Consider the following 15,373-nt stretch of genomic DNA (forward strand, 5'->3'; position numbering starts at 1 on the left):
CACCCCTCGAGATTATCTGCGCCCCCTAGACTGCGTTCATGGAGGTCTTGCAGCTCGGGGACAGGTTCGGGCGCGTGGCGACCGACCTGCGCGTCTCGCTGACCGACAAGTGCAACCTGAGGTGCACCTACTGCATGCCGGCGGAGGGCCTGGACTGGCTCCCGGACGAGAAGATGCTGACCGATGACGAGCTCGTGCGGCTGATCGGCGTGGGCGTGGAGCGGCTCGGGATCCAGGAGATCCGCTTCACCGGCGGTGAGCCGCTGGTGCGCCGCGGCATCGTCGACATCATCGGCCGGGTGCGCGAGATCGGCCCCGACGCGGACCTGTCGATGACCACCAACGCGCTCGGGCTCGCGCGCTCGGCGCAGGCGCTCGCCGACGCCGGGCTCGACCGGGTCAACGTCAGCCTCGACACGGTGCGCGCCGACACCTTCAAGACCATCACCCGCCGCGACCGGGTCGACGACGTCATCGCCGGGCTCGCCGCCGCGGAGGCCGCAGGGCTGGGACCGGTGAAGGTCAACGCGGTGCTCATGCGGGGCGTCAACGACGACCAGGCGCCCGAGCTGCTGCGCTGGTGCCTGGACCGCGGCTACGAGCTGCGTTTCATCGAGCAGATGCCCCTCGACGCCCAGCACGGCTGGCAGCGCGACGGCATGGTGACCGCCGACGAGATCTTCGCCCGGCTCGCCACCGGGTTCGCGCTCACGCCGGCGAAGGAGCCGCGCGGGAGCGCGCCGGCCGAGCTGTTCCTGGTCGACGGCGGGCCGGGGACCGTGGGGGTCATCGCCTCGGTCACGCGCCCCTTCTGCGGCGACTGCGACCGGGTCCGGCTCACCGCCGACGGCCAGGTGCGCAACTGCCTGTTCGCGCGCGACGAGTCCGACCTCCGCCTGGCCCTGCGCAGCGGCGCCGCCGACGACGAGATCGCCCGCCGCTGGGTCGCGGCGGTCGCCGGCAAGCTGCCCGGCCACGGCATCGACGACCCCGGCTTCCTGCAGCCCGACCGCCCCATGTCCGCCATCGGGGGTTGACCACCGCGTCAGCGGGGGTCAACGTCGGTGGTCGAGCAGCGACCGCGGCTGAGCCCGCGAAGCCGCGAGGGAGCGTGTCGAGACCCAGTGAGCCGACTGCCGACGGCGGGGACAACGCAGCCGGGTGCGGCTGAGCCCGCGAAGCCGCGAGGGAGCGTGTCGAGACCCAGTGAGCCAACCGCTGGCTGGGGACTACGCAGCCGGGTGTGTCTGCACGTCCTTCAAGAACCGACGCGCCGTCAGGAAGTCCGAGAGCGTCCCCTTGTGCTCGTCGCAGGCGAGCCAGATCTTGCGCCGGTCAGGGGTGTGCAGCTGGGGGTTGTTCCACAGCAGCTGCCAGGTGGCAGGCGCCTGACAGCCCTTGGCCGAGCACAGGTCGGGGTCCATGGGACCAGTCTGGCCCACGAGGTCCCGACGGCTCAGTCCCGGTGGCCCCCGCCGGAGGGCAGCTCCGGGTGGGAGCCGGGCGCACCGCGGAGCTCGAAGCCCTCCCTGCGGGTGGTGGCGACGTTGGCCAGGACCACCGCGATGTAGGGCAGCACGATCGCGCAGGCGATGAGGAACGGCCACAGCCAGGTGAGGCCGGCCAACGCAGCGACGACCGCGCCCACGAAGCAGGCCGACCGCAGGCTCATGGAGAGCAGGTAGCGCCGCTGACGGGCGGCGATGTCCTCCTCACGGCTCACCTCGGCGGTGGTGATGCGGACGGCCGCGCCGTCCGTCTTGCGTTGCCGAGCCATGTCTCGATCCTACGCCGGTGGCGGTAGCCTCCAGGCACCCGAACTCGTGCAACGAAAGGCATCCCATGAGCGACCGCACCTACCGCGTCACCGAGATCGTCGGCACCTCTCCCGAGGGCATCGACGCCGCGATCCGCAACGGCGTCGAGCGTGCCGCTCGCACCCTGCGCCACCTCGACTGGTTCGAGGTGACCCAGGTCCGTGGCCAGGTCAAGGACGGGGCGGTCGAGCACTTCCAGGTCGGCATCAAGGTCGGCTTCCGGCTCGAGGACGACTGACGCATCGGTTTAGGCCTACCTCCCGGTAATCGCTAGCGTCGGTGAACGTGAGCGACGACACGCAGCACGAGCCCCGATCGGTTCTGGTGACCGGCGGCAACCGCGGCATCGGCCGCGCCATCGCCGAGGCCTTCCTCGCGCAGGGCGACCGGGTCGCGGTGACAACGCGCAGCGGTGGGGCGCCGATGGGCGCCCTCGACGTCCGCTGCGATGTGACGGACCCGGAGGCGGTCGAGGCGGCGTTCCTCGCCGTCGAGGCCGAGCACGGACCGGTGGAGGTGCTGGTCGCCAACGCCGGCATCACCGACGACACGCTCCTGCTGCGGATGTCGGAGGAGCAGTGGTCCTCGGTGATCGAGACCAACCTGACCGGGTCGTTCCGGCTGGCCAAGCGCGCCGCCAAGGGCATGCTGCGCCTGCGTCGCGGCCGGATCGTCTTCATCTCCTCGGTCGTGGGCCTGCTGGGCTCCCCGGGGCAGGTCAACTACGCCGCCTCGAAGGCGGGCCTGGTCGGCATGGCGCGCTCGCTGGCCCGGGAGCTCGGCTCGCGCTCGATCACGGCGAACGTCGTTGCGCCCGGGTTCGTCGAGACCGACATGACCGGCGTGCTCACCGACGAGCAGCGCGCGGCGATCAAGACCCAGGTGCCGCTGGGGCGCTACGCCGCCCCCGAGGAGGTCGCCGCCGCGGTGACCTGGCTGGCCGGCGACGGCGGCGCCTACGTGACCGGGGCGGTCATCCCGGTGGACGGCGGACTAGGGATGGGGCACTGAGATGAGCGAGATCAACCCGAACGGCATCCTGGCCGGCAAGCGGATCCTCGTGGCCGGCGTCACGATGGACAGCTCCATCGGCTTCGCGACTGCCAAGGTGGCCCAGGAGCAGGGCGCCACCGTCCTGATCTCCAACTTCGGCCGCGCGCTCGGCATCACCCGCCGCATCGCCAAGCGCCTGCCCGAGACCCCTCCGGTCATCGAGCTCGACGTGACCGACGAGGACCACCTCGCTGCTCTCCCGGACGCCGTGCGCGAGCACGTCGACGGCCTCGACGGGGTGGTCCACTCCATCGCCTACGGCAACCCCGCCACGCTGCTCGGCGGCAACTTCATGGACGGCCCGTGGGACGACGTGGCGCAGGCGCTGCAGGTCTCGGCGTACTCGCTCAAGGCGCTGGCACAGGCGACCCGTCCGCTCCTGGGCTCCGGTGGCTCGCTCGTGGGGCTGACCTTCGATGCGACGGTCTCCTGGCCGGCCTACGACTGGATGGGCGTGGCGAAGGCCGCGCTCGAGTCGACCTCGCGCTACCTGGCCCGTGACCTGGGCGCCGAGGGGATCCGGGTCAACCTGGTCGCGGCCGGTCCGCTGCGCACGCTGGCGGCCAAGGCCATCCCCGGGTTCAGCGACCTGGAGGACATGTGGGGCACCCGTGCCCCGCTCGGCTGGGACAACACCGACCAGGAGCCGACGGCCAAGGCCGTCTGCGCGCTGCTGTCGGACTTCTTCCCGGCCACGACCGGCGAGATCGTGCACGTCGACGGCGGCTTCCATGCGATGGGTGCCTGACCAGTAGCGTTCGGGCGGTGACGTCCTCCCTCATCGAGCTCCGGGTCCTCGAGGGGCCCAACCTGTACTTCCCGCGCGCGGCCATCAAGCTGACGCTGGACATCAGTGCCCTGGCCGCGGCGTCGGAGGAGACGGCGCTGCGGTTCGCGGCCCGGATCGGCCTGAAGAACGCTCGACCCGGGGCGCCGGAGTCGGGGTTCCGCCAGCGCTTCGCGCTGCGCGCGATCGCGCGGCTGGTGCGCGCGGTCGCGCAGGAGTCGGGCACGTCGCGGCTCGGCGTCCGCGTTCGGCCGACCAGCGATCAGCACCGGATCGTGGTCGCGTTCCCCTGGACCCACCGCGAGCGCGCGCAGGAGATGGGGCGGGCGATCGGGGACGTCCTCGACTCGCTGCTGAGTAAGGACATCGACTCCGCCGTGAGCGCGGCGGCCGCGCGGGTCTCTGCCAGCGATCCGGGGGAGCGGCCACGCACGCTGACGCCGAGGGTGCCGGTCGTGGCCGTCACCGGCACCAACGGGAAGACGACCACGTCGCGGATGGTCGCGCACATCGCCCGCACCGACGGCCGGCTCGTCGGGTGGTCCAACACCGACGGCATCTACATCGACGGCGAGCTGGTCGAGGGTGGTGACTACTCCGGGCCCAGCGGCGCCGGCCGCGTCCTCGATCACCCGCAGGTGGAGCTGGCGGTGACCGAGACCGCGCGCGGCGGGATCCTGCTCAAGGGCATCGGGCTGACCCGCAACGACGTCTCCGTGGTCACCAACGTCACGGCCGACCACCTCGGGCTCCAGGGGATCGACACGGTCGACCAGCTCGCCGAGGTCAAGGCGGTCGTGCCGCGGATCACCCGCAAGAGCGGGTGGGCGGTGCTCAACGGCGACGACCCGCGCGTCTACGACATGCGCAACGTGATCCGCTGCAAGCCGTGGGTCTTCAGCCGCGACCCCGACTCGCCCGCGATCCGCGAGACGTTGACCGCCGGCGGGCGGGCCACCACCGTGATCGACGGTTGGGTCTGCGTCCTCACCGCCAAGGCCGACCCCGACCCCCTGATCGAGCTCGTCGACGTCCCGATGACGCTGGCCGGGCTCTCGCGCTTCAACGTCGAGAACACCCTGGCGGCCGTCTCGGCCTCCCTCGCCATCGGGATCCAGCGCGAGGTCGTGGTTGAGGGGCTGCGCAGCTTCCTGCCCGACGCGGAGCACAACCCCGGGCGGATGAACTTCTTCACGCTCGGGGAGGTGTCGGTGGTCATGGACCTCGCGCACAACGAGGCCGGGCTCGAGGCGCTGATGGAGATCATGAACGGTGTGCGCGCCCCAGGGTCCCGGCTGCTGCTGGGGCTGGGAGTCGTGGGCGACCGCCAGGACGAGCTGATCGAGAAGCTCGGGGAGATCGCGGCCCGCGACAGCGACGTGGTGGCGATCGGTCACAAGGAGCACTACCTGCGCGGGCGGACCACCGAGGAGCTCGAGGCCCTGATGCGCGCCGGCGCCGAGCGGGTCGGCGTCACCGGCGTGCCGGCGTACCCGACCGAGGTCGGCGTGCTGGCGGCCCTCGTCGGTCAGGCGCTGCCGGGTGACGTGGTCGGCATCATGTGCCACGCCGAGCGGCAGGAGTGCTACGACTGGATCGCCGAGCATGGCGGGAAGCCGGACTCACCCGAGACGCTGGCCGCCAAGGTCCGCGCCGCGACCGGCTGAGGCCCGCTGCACCCACGGCCAGGTCATCAGCGCCCACACGACCAGCACGATGCCGATCTCCGCGAAGACGTAGACCGGCCACGGCCCCAGCAGGTCCAGGGCCGAGCCTCCTCCGGGCTTGCGCTGCAGGTAGCCGTAGTTGGTCCCCGCGACCTCGTTGAACGCGTAGGCGCAGACCGCCCAGGTGAACGTGACCGCCACGGTGAACCGGTAGTCGCGCCAGCGCGGTGCGAGCCCGTGTCCCCAGACCAGGAAGACGGCCGCCCATACCACCAGCAGGTGGATGAACCAGTAGGCGAAGTAGCGCACGTCGGGGAAGTCCTCACCCAGCGACGGCGTGACGATGGCCTGGGTGGTGAGGACCAGGCCCCAGAAGTAGGTGAGCGCGACCGCGTAGCGGTGGTGCGTCCACAGTGCCACGGCGGCGGCCATCCAGGCGAGGTCGCTCAGGTGGAACGGCAGCGAGACTCCCAGCTCGAAGCGCGTCGCGACGTCGTAGACCTGGGTCGGCACGTGCACGAGCGGGATGGCGAGCGCAGCGGCCCTGCTGAGCGTCCTGGTGCCCGTACGCCGCTCCCAGCGGCCGAGGAGCACCGCCAGGGGCAGCCCGACGACGAACGCCGCCAGCATCACGAGGTGTGAGGTGCTGTAGGCGTCCATCGTCGTACCTCAGACGTCGCCGGGGTCGACGTGGTGGCCGGGGCTGCCGACCTCGACCTCGCCCTCGAGCACCAGCGCGGTGAGGCCGTCGGTCGTCCGGGTCTCGTGGGGCTCGTGCGGCTCCCAGACCACCGCCTGTCCAGGACCCACGGCCACCTCCCGGCCCTCCCCGTCCGAGCCGCCGGAGACGACGGCCTCACCGGCGAGCACCACCAGCAGCTGGCGGCCGGCCGCGGGATGCCGGGCGATGACGCCACCGGGCGCCAGCGTCACCGTGACCAGGTGGGCGTCGGCGGTGAGGCCGAAGGCTGCCACGGAGAAGCCCCGGCTGCCGTGGGAGTCGACCCGGCGGCCGGGGAGCGTGGTGAGGTCCAGGACCCGCATCAGGCCTCGCTGGAGGTCGCCACGAAGTCGGGGTCGGCCGCCGGGGCGTCCAGGGTCACCCCGGCGCCGGCCTGCGCCTGCGACGACCAGTCCTCGAGCTCGGTCATCACTGCGGCGTGCTTGTCGACGCAGATCACCACCAGGTCGCCGCGGTTGGCGCGGGCCATGGCATGACGCACGGCCTCGATCTCGTCGTGCACCTCCTCGACCTGCTTGCAGCGCGCGCCGGCGTCCATGGCCGCGCGCACTCCCTGCGCCACGAGCCCGGCGACGTCGCCTCGCTCGCGGCCGCGCAGGCTGGCGTCCTCGCGGACGATGACCACGTCGAAGTGCTGGGCCGCGATCTCGCCGAGCTCGCACATGTCCTGGTCCCGGCGATCGCCGGCGGTGGCGATGACGCCGATCCGCGACGGGCGGGCCAGGTCGTGCGACGAGGCCAACGTCTCCCCGACGCGGTCCACGAAGTCCCCGAGCATGCGCATGCCGGGGGCGTTGTGGCAGTAGTCGACGATGACGTTGACGCCGTTGACCTCGATCTCGTTCAGGCGGCCGGGGGAGAGGTAGTAGCTGGTCGAGAAGGTCCGCAGGCCCAGGCGGATGTCGTGCAGGGGGGCGCCCGCCGCGAAGGCGGCGGCCGCGGCACCGAGCGCGTTCTGGACGTTCATGCGCGCTCTCCCGCCGAACGTCGCGGGCAGCAGATGGGTCCACGCCAGCTGCATCTCTCGGGGGCCGTGCTTGACGACGATCATCTCGCCGCGCTCCGAGGGGTTGAGGACCAGCGCCTTGCCGCCGCGGCGGCAGTGGGCGTCGATCATGTCGCGCACCTCCGAGCCCGGCTCCTCCATGGAGAACCACACGACCTGGCCCGAGCAGCGCCGGCGCATCTCTCGCACCAGCGGGTCGTCGGCGTTGAGCACGGCGTGGCCGTCGCGGGGGACCGCCTCGACCAGCACGGCCTTGACGTCGGCGAGCTGCTCGATCGTGTCGATGCCACGCAGCCCGAGGTGGTCGGGTTGCACGTTGAGCACGACGGCGACGTCGTTGCGCTCGTAGCCGAGACCCTCGCGCAGGATCCCGCCGCGCGCCACCTCGAAGACCGCGAAGTCGACGCGGGGGTTCTGCAGGACCATCCGGGCCGAGCGCGGGCCGGATGCGTCGGAGCGGATCAGCAGCCGCTCGTCGATCACGACCCCGTCGGTCGAGGTCATGCCGACCTTGCGCCCCATCCCCTTGAAGATGTGGCTGATCATCCGCGAGGTCGTGGTCTTGCCGTTGGTCCCGGTGACGGCCACGATCGGGATCCGGCTGGTCGCCCCGGGTGGGAACAGCATGTCGACCACCGGCTTGGCGATGAACTGCGGCTCGCCGATCGTCGGGTGCGTGTGCATGCGGAAGCCCGGCGCGGCGTTGATCTCGCAGATGGCGCCGCCGGTCTCGCGGACGGGCTCGGTGATGTCGGGGCAGATGAAGTCGATGCCGGCGATGTCGAGCCCGATCATGCGGGCGGCCTCCTCGGCGATCTCGACGTTCTCGGGGTGCGCCTCGAGCGTCCGGTCGATGGAGATGCCGCCGGTGGACATGTTGCCGGTCAGGGCCAGCTTCACCACCTGGCCCTCGGGCGGTACGTCGGTCATCTCGAAGCCCTGCTCGCGGACGAGCTCGACCGCGGCGTCGTCGACCTTGATCCGGGTCAGCACCTTCTCGTGGCCGACGCCACGGCGGGGGTCGGCGTTGGCGGTGTCGACGAGCTGCTCGACGGTGCTCGTGCCGTCGCCGGTCACCGAGGCCGGTACGCGCTCGGCGATGGCGGCGACCCGGCCGTCGATGATCAGGCAGCGGTAGTCCTTGCCGACGATCAGGGACTCGACGACCACCACCCCGCGCCGGGACTGCTCCTTGGCGACGGCGAACGCCTGGCGCACCTCCTGCGCGTCCTGCAGGTCGAGGCACACGCCGCGGCCGTGGTTGCCGTCGAGCGGCTTGACGACCACCGGGTAGCCGATGCGGTCGGCCGCGCGGACCGCCTGGTCCTCGGTGCGCACCGTGTCCTGCTTGGGCACCGGCAGTCCGGCCGCGCCCAGCAGCCGGGTGGTGAGGTCCTTGTCGGAGGCGATGTCGACGGCGATCGCGGAGGTGTTGGAGGTCATGGTGGCGCGGATGCGCTTGGCGTGGACGCCCTGGCCGAGCTGGACCAGCGAGTGCTGGTTGAGCCGGATCCACGGGATGTCGCGCGAGACCGCCTCGTCCAGGATGGCCTGGGTGGAGGGGCCGAAGGCCGTGCGCTCCGCGCGCAGGATGAAGGACTCGAGCTCCTGCTCCCAGTCGAGCTCGGGGTCGGCCTGGACCAGGTGGTTGACCAGGCGCACCGCGAGCCGGGCGGCGGCGAGGCCGACCTGCTCGTCGGCGTACCCGAAGATGACGTTGTAGACCCCCTTCTGGCCCTTGACCTGGCGGGTCTTGCCGCGGCGGATGTCGTGGCCGACCACCTGCTGCAGGGCGAGCGCGGTGTGCTCGGCGACGTGGCCGAGCCACGTGCCCTCGTTGAGGCGTTCCACGAAGCCGCCGCGCTTGCCGCGCGAGCAGGAGTGCTCGCGCAGGCCGGGCAGCATCTGCAGGAGGTTGTCGGTGAACCCCGGGATCGTGTTGGTCGGGAAGTCCTCGAGTGATCCGAGGTCGACGACGAGGTGGATGGCCTTGTCGTAGGACCAGATGTTGGCGCCGCGGTAGACCCGGGTCTCGAGGATGTGGAGGTCGGGGGTGGGGCGTTCGCTCATGAGGTGACTCCATCCGGGCCGTGGGTGGGCGGTGTGCTCTGCCTGCGGGCGCGCGCGAGGCGGCGCCGCAGTGCGCTGGGGGAGGCGTCGGCGGCCGCGATGTCGCGGGCCATCTGGCGCAGGTCGTGGCTGGCCTCCGCGATCTCGGCCGCCTCCTCGAGGTCGACCCGTGGGTCCGGGGGGACCAGCGTGCGGCTCGTGAGGTCGAACTCGCTCCCGGCCGGGAGCGCGTGCAGGACGACCCCGCTGGCCAGGATCGGCGCGGAGCGCTTGGCCTCGTAGGCGTCGGTGGTGATGTGGGCCGGGTCGAAGACGGTGACCGCCCCGCGCCCCATGACCCGCAGGACCTCGTGCTCCGCGCCGTCGGTCTCGCGGGACTCCACGATCGCGGCGGTGTCCTCGTCGACTCCGATCCCGAGGAGCTGGGGGGACTGGGCGACGATCATGAGCAGCCGGCCGTAGCGGTTGCGCTGGTCGAAGTGCTGGTCGATGACCGAGGTCTGCAGCAGCCCCAGCCCCGCGGCGACCTGGGTCATGCGCTGCTTGGCCGTGGCCCCCGGGCCGCCGAAGGCGACCATGTGGCTGGACTGGATGCTGGCGCCGGCCGACGTACCGGCCACCACCACGCCGCGCTCGTGGGCGTCGATGATGGCGTCGCCGAGCGGCGTCCCGCCGATGATGGCGGAGAGCTTGAGCTGGTTGCCCCCGGTCATGAAGATGCCGGTCGCGTCGGACAGCGTCTTGACCAGCGTCTCGTCGTGGGCGTCCTCGCGGGTCTCGGGGCGCACGGCGATCACATCGGCCGCGCCCTCGCGGCGGAACAGGGCGTCGTACACCTGCACGACCTCGACGCCGAGGGAGGAGGCGGTGGGGATGACGGCGATGCGCGCCTCGGCCCCACCCGCGGCGGTGACGAACGCCTGGAGGATGCTGCGCTTGCGCAGCTTGTCCTCGGCGCCGCCGATGATCATCAGGGGTCCCTTGGCCATGCGAGTCACCCTATGGTGTGGGGATGCCCGCAGCTCATCGCACCGTCGTGGTCATGCGTCACGCCCAGGCCGAACCGGCCGGCGCCACCGACGTCGCGCGGGCGCTGACGGCTCGTGGTCGTGCCGACGCGACAGCCGCCGGCGCCTGGCTGGCGTCCCGGGCCGTGCGGCCGGATGTCGCGCTCGTCTCGGCCGCCGTACGCACGCAGGAGACCTGGGCGGCCGTGGCGTCCGGGGCAGGGTGGTCGCTCGACCCGTCGCTGGACCGCGGCCTGTACTCCGCCGGCCCCGACACGGCCCTGGACCTGGTGCGCGCGCTGTCCGACGACGTCGCCTCCGTGATGCTGGTCGGCCATAACCCGACCATGGCCTACCTGGCCGCCCTGCTCGACGACGGCGAAGGCGACCCCGCCGCCACCGCCCACCTCACCGCAGGCTTCCCGACCTGCTCCCTCGCGCTCTTCTCCTACGACGCGTCGTGGGCCGACCTCGACGCCGGTCGCGCTCGGCTGGTTGCGTTCCACGTCGCCCGGGCCTGAGCGGGCTGGGCTTGGTTATCAGCAGATGCTGAAAACCCTGCTGTTCCGGGCCAGAATTCTTGCCCAGAAGAGCAGGGAAAGCCCCAGAGGCGGTGGGTCGTCGTGGCCACCTGCTGTCCACAGGACTCGGTCCCTGCAACTCATCTCCACCGGTGATGCCGGCGTGCCCTAGTGCGACGCGCTCGCCGGGCAGCGTGACATCCATGAGACTTCCTGCCCGGACTCGCCCTGCCGATCATCCCCGCAACACACCGCTCACGTTCCGTCGAGACCTGATCGCGCAGGGTCTGGACGACCGCGCCATCGCCCGCCTGGTGAAGCGTGAAGGGCTGGTGAAGGTCAGAGTGGGCACCTACGCTCCCGACACTGTCTGGACCTCTTGTGACCGGGAGAGCCGCTACGTGTTGCGCGGGCATGCCGTGCTGGGAGTGACACGCACTCCCGTGGTGCTCTCGCACACCTCCGCTCTGGCCGAGTGGGACGTGCCACTGTGGGGCTTCGACCTGTCGACGGTCCACACGACGCGGACCGACGGTCTGTCCGGCCGACGTGGTCGCGACATCAACCAGCACGAAGGGCGACTTGGGCCCGGGGACCTTTGCGTAGTGAACCACGCGCCGGTGATGACGCCGGCCCGAGCCGTGTTGGAGGCCGCCACGCTCGCCGGCACCGAGGCAGCTCTGTGCGCCGCGAACGACGTCCTCCACCGGCGGCTCGCCACGGCCGAGCAGCTTCGTACCCAGTACGTCGGGATGGAGAACTGGCCCGGGTCGATCGGGATTGAGCTCGTCCTCAGGCTGTCGGATGCGCGGATCGAGACAGTGGGGGAGTCGCGCACCTTCTGGTGCTGCTTCCAACAGGGGCTGCCGTGCCCGGTGCCGCAGTACGAGATCCGGGACGAGGCGGGACGAGTCGTGTGGCGCTTGGACTTCGCTTGGCCTCACCTCGGCGTGTTCGTCGAGTTCGACGGCTTGGTGAAGTACGAGAAGCTGCTGAGGCCGGGCGAGCGCACGAGCGACGTCGTCATCCGGGAGCGTGACCGGGAGCGAGAGATCTGCCGTCTGACCGGGTGGCGCTGCATCCGGGTCACCTGGAGCGAACTGGCCGACCCCGCACGCTTGGCCGCGCGGATCAGGCGCGAGCTGTTCCCGAGGAGAATCGCTTGCTGACGAGCCGGGGTTCTGGGGGTTCTCCGGTGCTTCTGGGCCGGAATTCGTCCCCATAAGCGCCGGGTTATCAGCAGATGCTGAGAAACCTGCTCACACCGGCGGCGCAGGCGTGACGATGCCGGCCTCGGCGTCGGCCATCTCGACCTCTTCGCGGGAGATGCCGAGGAGGTAGACGATGGCGTCGAGGTAGGGGACGTTGACGGAGGTGTCGGCCGCCTGCTGGACGATCGGGCGGGCGTTGTAGGCGATGCCCAGGCCGGCGGCGTTGAGCATGTCGAGGTCGTTGGCGCCGTCGCCGATGGCGATGACGGCGGCCTCGGGGACGCCGACCTCGGCTGCGAACTCCCGCAGGGCGCGGGCCTTGCCGGCCCGGTCCACGACGTCGCCGACGATCTCACCGGTGATGACGCCGTCGACGATCTCGAGCTCGTTGGCGCGGGCGTAGTGGATGCCGAGGTCCTCGGCGAGGCGGTCGGTGATCTGGCTGAAGCCGCCGGAGACGATCGCGAAGCGGTAGCCGAGGCGACGCAGGGTCCGCACCATCGTGCGGGCGCCCGGGGTCACCACGATCTCCTCGTACACCGCGTCCAGTGCCGAGGCGTCCAGGCCGGCGAGCAGCCGCACGCGGGCGCGGAGGGAGGCCTCGAAGTCGAGCTCCCCGCGCATCGCGGACTCGGTGATCCGGGCGACCTCCGCCTCGTGACCGGCGTGGGCGGCGAGCATCTCGATCACCTCGCCCTGGATCAGCGTGGAGTCGACGTCGAGGACGATCAGGCGCATGCCGCGGCGCAGCAGGTTGGCGGGCTGTACGGCGACGTCGACGGTCTGGGTCGCCGCTTCCGCGGCCAGGACGGCGCGCAGTCGCTCGGGGTTCGCTCCCGAGACGTGCAGGTCGATGGCGGTGACGGGGTAGCGGGCCATCCGCTCGATCCGGTCGATGTTGCCGCCACAGTCGGCGATCCGGCCCGCGATGGCGGCCATGGCCCCGGCCTTCAGCGGCGTTCCGATGATCGTGACGTGGGAACGGCCCTCGCGCCGCGGCTTGTTGTCGCCGGACCCCCGGTCGATCTCGACGGTCATCCCGAGCTCGGCGGCGGTCTCCTCGACCGCGGCCTTGAGCTTCCTCCAGTCGCGCGGGGCCGTCACCAGCACGCCGAGGATCAGCCGCCGACGGAGCAGGATCTGCTCGATGTCGAGCACCTCGACGCCCGCCTGCGCCAGCGCGCCGAAGACCGACGAGGTCACGCCGGGCCGGTCCTTGCCGGTGAGGGTGATCAGGAGCGTCTCGGGCTTCGACTTCGGGCTCATGATGGAGGCGAGGCTATCGCCCACCGTCTCGCTGTCGGTGGTGCCGTCCATGCTTGCGCCATGATCGCCCTTCTCTTTCCCGGGCGGTCGGCGCTTCCACTTCACCACCCGAGCGGCAACGTGCTCGGCCTCTGGACCGCAGGCTAAGACGGCGGCCAGACCTCGGGGGAGCAGGCGGCGACGAGGGCGCGGCGCCCGGCGCGCTCCAGCACCACCAGCGCGGCGCGGCGCGCCGCGATCTCCGCGGCCGTGATGGCGCCGCCGTCGTCGGCCAGCGCGAGGTCCACGATCTCGAGGGCCTGGAGGCCGCGTGCGGCCAGGTCCACGCACCGCGCGGGCACGCCCGGTGGCGCCGCGAGTGGCACGACGTGGCGCAGGTTCAGCAGCCGGTCGGCGACCTCGGGCCGCCACCGGGCGACGTCGAGGGCGGCGAGGTCACGGGCGCCCTCCAGCAGCGCTGTGCGCAGCCCCCGGTCCGCCTCGCCGACGTCGGGAAGTTGTCGGGCAGCCGCCGGCCGGGCGTGCCACTCGTACGTCGGACCCACCGCCCGAGGTGTGAGGCCCACCCCTGCACCGATGGCGATCACCGCCTCGCCGACCTCCAGCGCGTCGGCGTTGAACTCCGCCGGGCCGCCGAGCCCGACCGGGTCCCCCTCCGCGGGGAGGGCAGCGCCGAAGCCGGTCGCTCCGAGCGCCCGCAGCCGGGCCAGGGCGGTGAGGATCGGCTCGGGACCACCCTCCCCGAGACCGCCCACCACGTGCGAGACGCTGTCGGTCAGCAGGGCGTCCAGCAGCTGGTCGGCGACGATGTGGCCGCGCAGCCAGGAGGTGCCCCACCACGCGACGCGGCCCGAGACGGCAAGAGGGCTGCTCACGACGCTCGATGGTAGTTGCCACGCCCCGCGGACGGCGCCGACGGGTCTGGATAGGGTGACCGCCATGGGAGCCGTGCTGGAGTTCGCCGATGTGACCGTCCGGCGCGGCCAGGCGACCCTCCTGGACCAGGTCTCGTGGACCGTCGAGGAGGACGAGCGCTGGGTGATCCTGGGTCCCAACGGCGCCGGCAAGACCACGCTGCTCCAGGTCGCCTCCGCCCAGATGCACCCGACCACCGGGGTCGCCGGCATCCTCGGCGAGGTCCTCGGCACCGTCGACGTCTTCGAGCTGCGCCCCCGCATCGGTCTCACCAGCGCGGCGATCGCCGAGCGCGTCCCGCGCAGCGAGCGGGTCCACGACGTCGTCGTCTCCGCGTCGTACGGCGTGGTGGGCCGCTGGGTGGAGACCTACGACGACCTCGACCACCAGCGGGCCCACGCGCTGCTGGTGGAGCTCGGGGTCAGTCACCTCTCGGAGCGCACCTTCGGCACCCTGAGCGAGGGCGAGCGCAAGCGTGTCCAGATCGCCCGGGCGCTGATGTCCGACCCGGAGCTGCTGCTGCTGGACGAGCCGGCAGCCGGCCTCGACCTCGGCGGCCGCGAGGACCTGGTGTCCACGCTGTCGGTCCTGGCGATGGACGCGGACTCGCCGGCGACGGTCCTGGTGTCGCACCACGTCGAGGAGATTCCGCCCGGCTTCACGCACGCGCTGCTGCTCCGCCAGGGCGGGGTCGTGGCGGCCGGACCGCTGGAGGAGGTGCTCACCGAGCCGGTGCTCTCGGCGACCTTCGGCATGCCGCTGGCGCTGCACCACGAGGAGGGCCGCTATTCCGCCCGCCGGCAGACGCGCCACCGATAGGCTCCGGACATGGACTGGCTGGCGGACAACCTGTGGCAGACGTGGCTCGGCCTGGCCATCGTCCTCGGTGTCGCGGAGATGTTCAGTCTCGACCTGGTGCTGATCATGATGGCCGCCGGTGCGGTCGCCGGGATGATCCTGGCCCTGGTCGGCGCGCCGTTCGCGCTGCAGGCGCTCGTGGCCGCGGGCGCGTCGGTCGCCATGCTGGCGCTGGTGCGCCCCCAGCTCGCGCGGCGCTTCCACGGCGGCCCCGAGCTCACCCTGGGCCACTCCAAGCTGGTCGGCCAGCGCGCCGTCGTGACCGAGCAGATCAGCGGTCTCGAGGTCGGCCGGATCCGCCTCGCGGGCGAGGTCTGGTCCGCAGCCCCGTACGACGAGCACCTGGTGATCGCGCCCGGCCAGACCGTCGAGGTGCTCGCGATCAAGGGCGCCACCGCCTACGTGCACCCCGTGCCCACCCTCGAGCCCTGACCCCCAGCCCTGACCCGCAAG

At 71.8% G+C, this 15,373-nt stretch carries 17 protein-coding genes; 9 read left to right on the forward strand and 8 right to left on the reverse strand.

The features are described from left to right. Positions 1-38 precede the first annotated feature (38 nt). Complete coding sequence (gene moaA / locus LRP67_RS14195; protein ID WP_231270814.1) at positions 39-1,037, forward strand: GTP 3',8-cyclase MoaA; 999 nt, start codon at positions 39-41, stop codon at positions 1,035-1,037. A 192-nt stretch (positions 1,038-1,229) separates the two neighbouring features. Here the strand turns inward: moaA and LRP67_RS14200 are convergent, their stop codons facing one another. Next, positions 1,230-1,424 (reverse strand): acetone carboxylase, encoded by a 195-nt coding sequence (locus LRP67_RS14200; protein WP_231270815.1) that lies wholly within the window; start codon positions 1,422-1,424, stop codon positions 1,230-1,232. 32 nt (positions 1,425-1,456) lie between these two features. Further along, entirely contained in the window at positions 1,457-1,777 is a 321-nt protein-coding gene (locus LRP67_RS14205; RefSeq protein WP_231270816.1) for a DUF3099 domain-containing protein, read from the reverse strand. Between the two features lie 65 nt (positions 1,778-1,842). Between LRP67_RS14205 and LRP67_RS14210 the strand changes: the two genes are divergently transcribed. The 4 genes from LRP67_RS14210 to LRP67_RS14225 are packed head-to-tail and all read left to right on the forward strand — an operon-like array spanning position 1,843 to position 5,324. Next, the gene (locus LRP67_RS14210) at positions 1,843-2,055 is read left to right on the forward strand and encodes a dodecin (RefSeq protein WP_231243557.1); all 213 of its coding nucleotides are present in this window, start codon (positions 1,843-1,845) and stop codon (positions 2,053-2,055) included. Positions 2,056-2,102: 47 nt separating this feature from the next. After that, on the forward strand, positions 2,103-2,828 hold the full coding sequence (gene fabG, locus LRP67_RS14215) for a 3-oxoacyl-ACP reductase FabG (protein ID WP_231270817.1): 726 nt from the start codon (positions 2,103-2,105) through the stop codon (positions 2,826-2,828). Between the two features lies 1 nt (position 2,829). Beyond that, positions 2,830-3,618, forward strand: a complete 789-nt coding sequence (gene fabI / locus LRP67_RS14220; protein WP_231270818.1) for an enoyl-ACP reductase FabI — start codon at positions 2,830-2,832, stop codon at positions 3,616-3,618. A gap of 17 nt (positions 3,619-3,635) precedes the next feature. Next, positions 3,636-5,324, forward strand: a complete 1,689-nt coding sequence (locus LRP67_RS14225) for a Mur ligase family protein (RefSeq protein WP_231270819.1) — start codon at positions 3,636-3,638, stop codon at positions 5,322-5,324. Here the strand turns inward: LRP67_RS14225 and LRP67_RS14230 are convergent. The 4 genes from LRP67_RS14230 to LRP67_RS14245 are packed head-to-tail and all read right to left on the reverse strand — an operon-like array spanning position 5,280 to position 10,131. Beyond that, entirely contained in the window at positions 5,280-5,984 is a 705-nt protein-coding gene (locus LRP67_RS14230) for a TIGR02206 family membrane protein (protein WP_231270820.1), read from the reverse strand. The two genes, LRP67_RS14225 and LRP67_RS14230, sit on opposite strands and share 45 nt — an antisense overlap. A 9-nt stretch (positions 5,985-5,993) precedes the next feature. Continuing rightward, the gene (locus LRP67_RS14235) at positions 5,994-6,368 is read right to left on the reverse strand and encodes a cupin domain-containing protein (protein WP_231270821.1); all 375 of its coding nucleotides are present in this window, start codon (positions 6,366-6,368) and stop codon (positions 5,994-5,996) included. Next, the gene (cphA, locus tag LRP67_RS14240) at positions 6,368-9,142 is read right to left on the reverse strand and encodes a cyanophycin synthetase (protein ID WP_231270822.1); all 2,775 of its coding nucleotides are present in this window, start codon (positions 9,140-9,142) and stop codon (positions 6,368-6,370) included. Before cphA ends, LRP67_RS14235 begins: the two co-directional genes overlap by 1 nt. Beyond that, positions 9,139-10,131 carry a cyanophycinase gene (locus LRP67_RS14245; protein ID WP_231270823.1) on the reverse strand — a complete coding sequence of 331 codons (993 nt, stop codon included), beginning with the start codon at positions 10,129-10,131 and terminating at the stop codon, positions 9,139-9,141. The genes cphA and LRP67_RS14245 overlap by 4 nt, the downstream gene beginning before the upstream one ends. A gap of 23 nt (positions 10,132-10,154) precedes the next feature. Here LRP67_RS14245 and LRP67_RS14250 point away from each other — a divergent pair, with 23 nt between their 5' ends. Next, entirely contained in the window at positions 10,155-10,670 is a 516-nt protein-coding gene (locus tag LRP67_RS14250; RefSeq protein ID WP_231270824.1) for a histidine phosphatase family protein, read from the forward strand. 203 nt (positions 10,671-10,873) lie between these two features. Further along, the gene (locus LRP67_RS14255) at positions 10,874-11,839 is read left to right on the forward strand and encodes a hypothetical protein (RefSeq protein ID WP_231270825.1); all 966 of its coding nucleotides are present in this window, start codon (positions 10,874-10,876) and stop codon (positions 11,837-11,839) included. Between the two features lie 90 nt (positions 11,840-11,929). Here the strand turns inward: LRP67_RS14255 and serB are convergent, their stop codons facing one another. Together serB and LRP67_RS14265 are read right to left on the reverse strand one after the other, a co-directional pair. After that, the gene (serB, locus tag LRP67_RS14260) at positions 11,930-13,147 is read right to left on the reverse strand and encodes a phosphoserine phosphatase SerB (RefSeq protein WP_231270826.1); all 1,218 of its coding nucleotides are present in this window, start codon (positions 13,145-13,147) and stop codon (positions 11,930-11,932) included. 143 nt (positions 13,148-13,290) lie between these two features. Then, entirely contained in the window at positions 13,291-14,022 is a 732-nt protein-coding gene (locus tag LRP67_RS14265; protein WP_231270827.1) for a hypothetical protein, read from the reverse strand. A gap of 64 nt (positions 14,023-14,086) precedes the next feature. Between LRP67_RS14265 and LRP67_RS14270 the strand changes: the two genes are divergently transcribed. Then, positions 14,087-14,881, forward strand: coding sequence for an ABC transporter ATP-binding protein (locus tag LRP67_RS14270; RefSeq protein WP_231270828.1), 795 nt, complete (start codon positions 14,087-14,089; stop codon positions 14,879-14,881). Positions 14,882-14,890: 9 nt separating this feature from the next. After that, a complete protein-coding gene (locus LRP67_RS14275) occupies positions 14,891-15,352 on the forward strand; it encodes an NfeD family protein (protein ID WP_231270829.1) in 462 nt (153 codons plus the stop codon). Positions 15,353-15,373: the final 21 nt, after the last annotated feature.

It is taken from the genome of Nocardioides sp. cx-169 (assembly GCF_021083605.1).
GTDB lineage: Bacteria > Actinomycetota > Actinomycetes > Propionibacteriales > Nocardioidaceae > Nocardioides.

Excerpts from the sequence above, each read along its gene's own strand:
- moaA (WP_231270814.1), top strand. The coding sequence starts at position 39 with ATGGAGGTCTTGCAGCTCGGGGACAGGTTCGGGCGCGTGGCGACCGAC.
- LRP67_RS14210 (WP_231243557.1), top strand. The coding sequence starts at position 1,843 with ATGAGCGACCGCACCTACCGCGTCACCGAGATCGTCGGCACCTCTCCC.
- LRP67_RS14270 (WP_231270828.1), top strand. The coding sequence starts at position 14,087 with ATGGGAGCCGTGCTGGAGTTCGCCGATGTGACCGTCCGGCGCGGCCAG.
- LRP67_RS14255 (WP_231270825.1), top strand. The coding sequence starts at position 10,874 with ATGAGACTTCCTGCCCGGACTCGCCCTGCCGATCATCCCCGCAACACA.
- LRP67_RS14235 (WP_231270821.1), bottom strand. The coding sequence starts at position 6,368 with ATGCGGGTCCTGGACCTCACCACGCTCCCCGGCCGCCGGGTCGACTCC.
- LRP67_RS14205 (WP_231270816.1), bottom strand. The coding sequence starts at position 1,777 with ATGGCTCGGCAACGCAAGACGGACGGCGCGGCCGTCCGCATCACCACC.
- serB (WP_231270826.1), bottom strand. The coding sequence starts at position 13,147 with ATGAGCCCGAAGTCGAAGCCCGAGACGCTCCTGATCACCCTCACCGGC.
- cphA (WP_231270822.1), bottom strand. The coding sequence starts at position 9,142 with ATGAGCGAACGCCCCACCCCCGACCTCCACATCCTCGAGACCCGGGTC.
- LRP67_RS14230 (WP_231270820.1), bottom strand. The coding sequence starts at position 5,984 with ATGGACGCCTACAGCACCTCACACCTCGTGATGCTGGCGGCGTTCGTC.
- fabI (WP_231270818.1), top strand. The coding sequence starts at position 2,830 with ATGAGCGAGATCAACCCGAACGGCATCCTGGCCGGCAAGCGGATCCTC.
- LRP67_RS14245 (WP_231270823.1), bottom strand. The coding sequence starts at position 10,131 with ATGGCCAAGGGACCCCTGATGATCATCGGCGGCGCCGAGGACAAGCTG.
- LRP67_RS14275 (WP_231270829.1), top strand. The coding sequence starts at position 14,891 with ATGGACTGGCTGGCGGACAACCTGTGGCAGACGTGGCTCGGCCTGGCC.
- LRP67_RS14250 (WP_231270824.1), top strand. The coding sequence starts at position 10,155 with ATGCCCGCAGCTCATCGCACCGTCGTGGTCATGCGTCACGCCCAGGCC.
- LRP67_RS14200 (WP_231270815.1), bottom strand. The coding sequence starts at position 1,424 with ATGGACCCCGACCTGTGCTCGGCCAAGGGCTGTCAGGCGCCTGCCACC.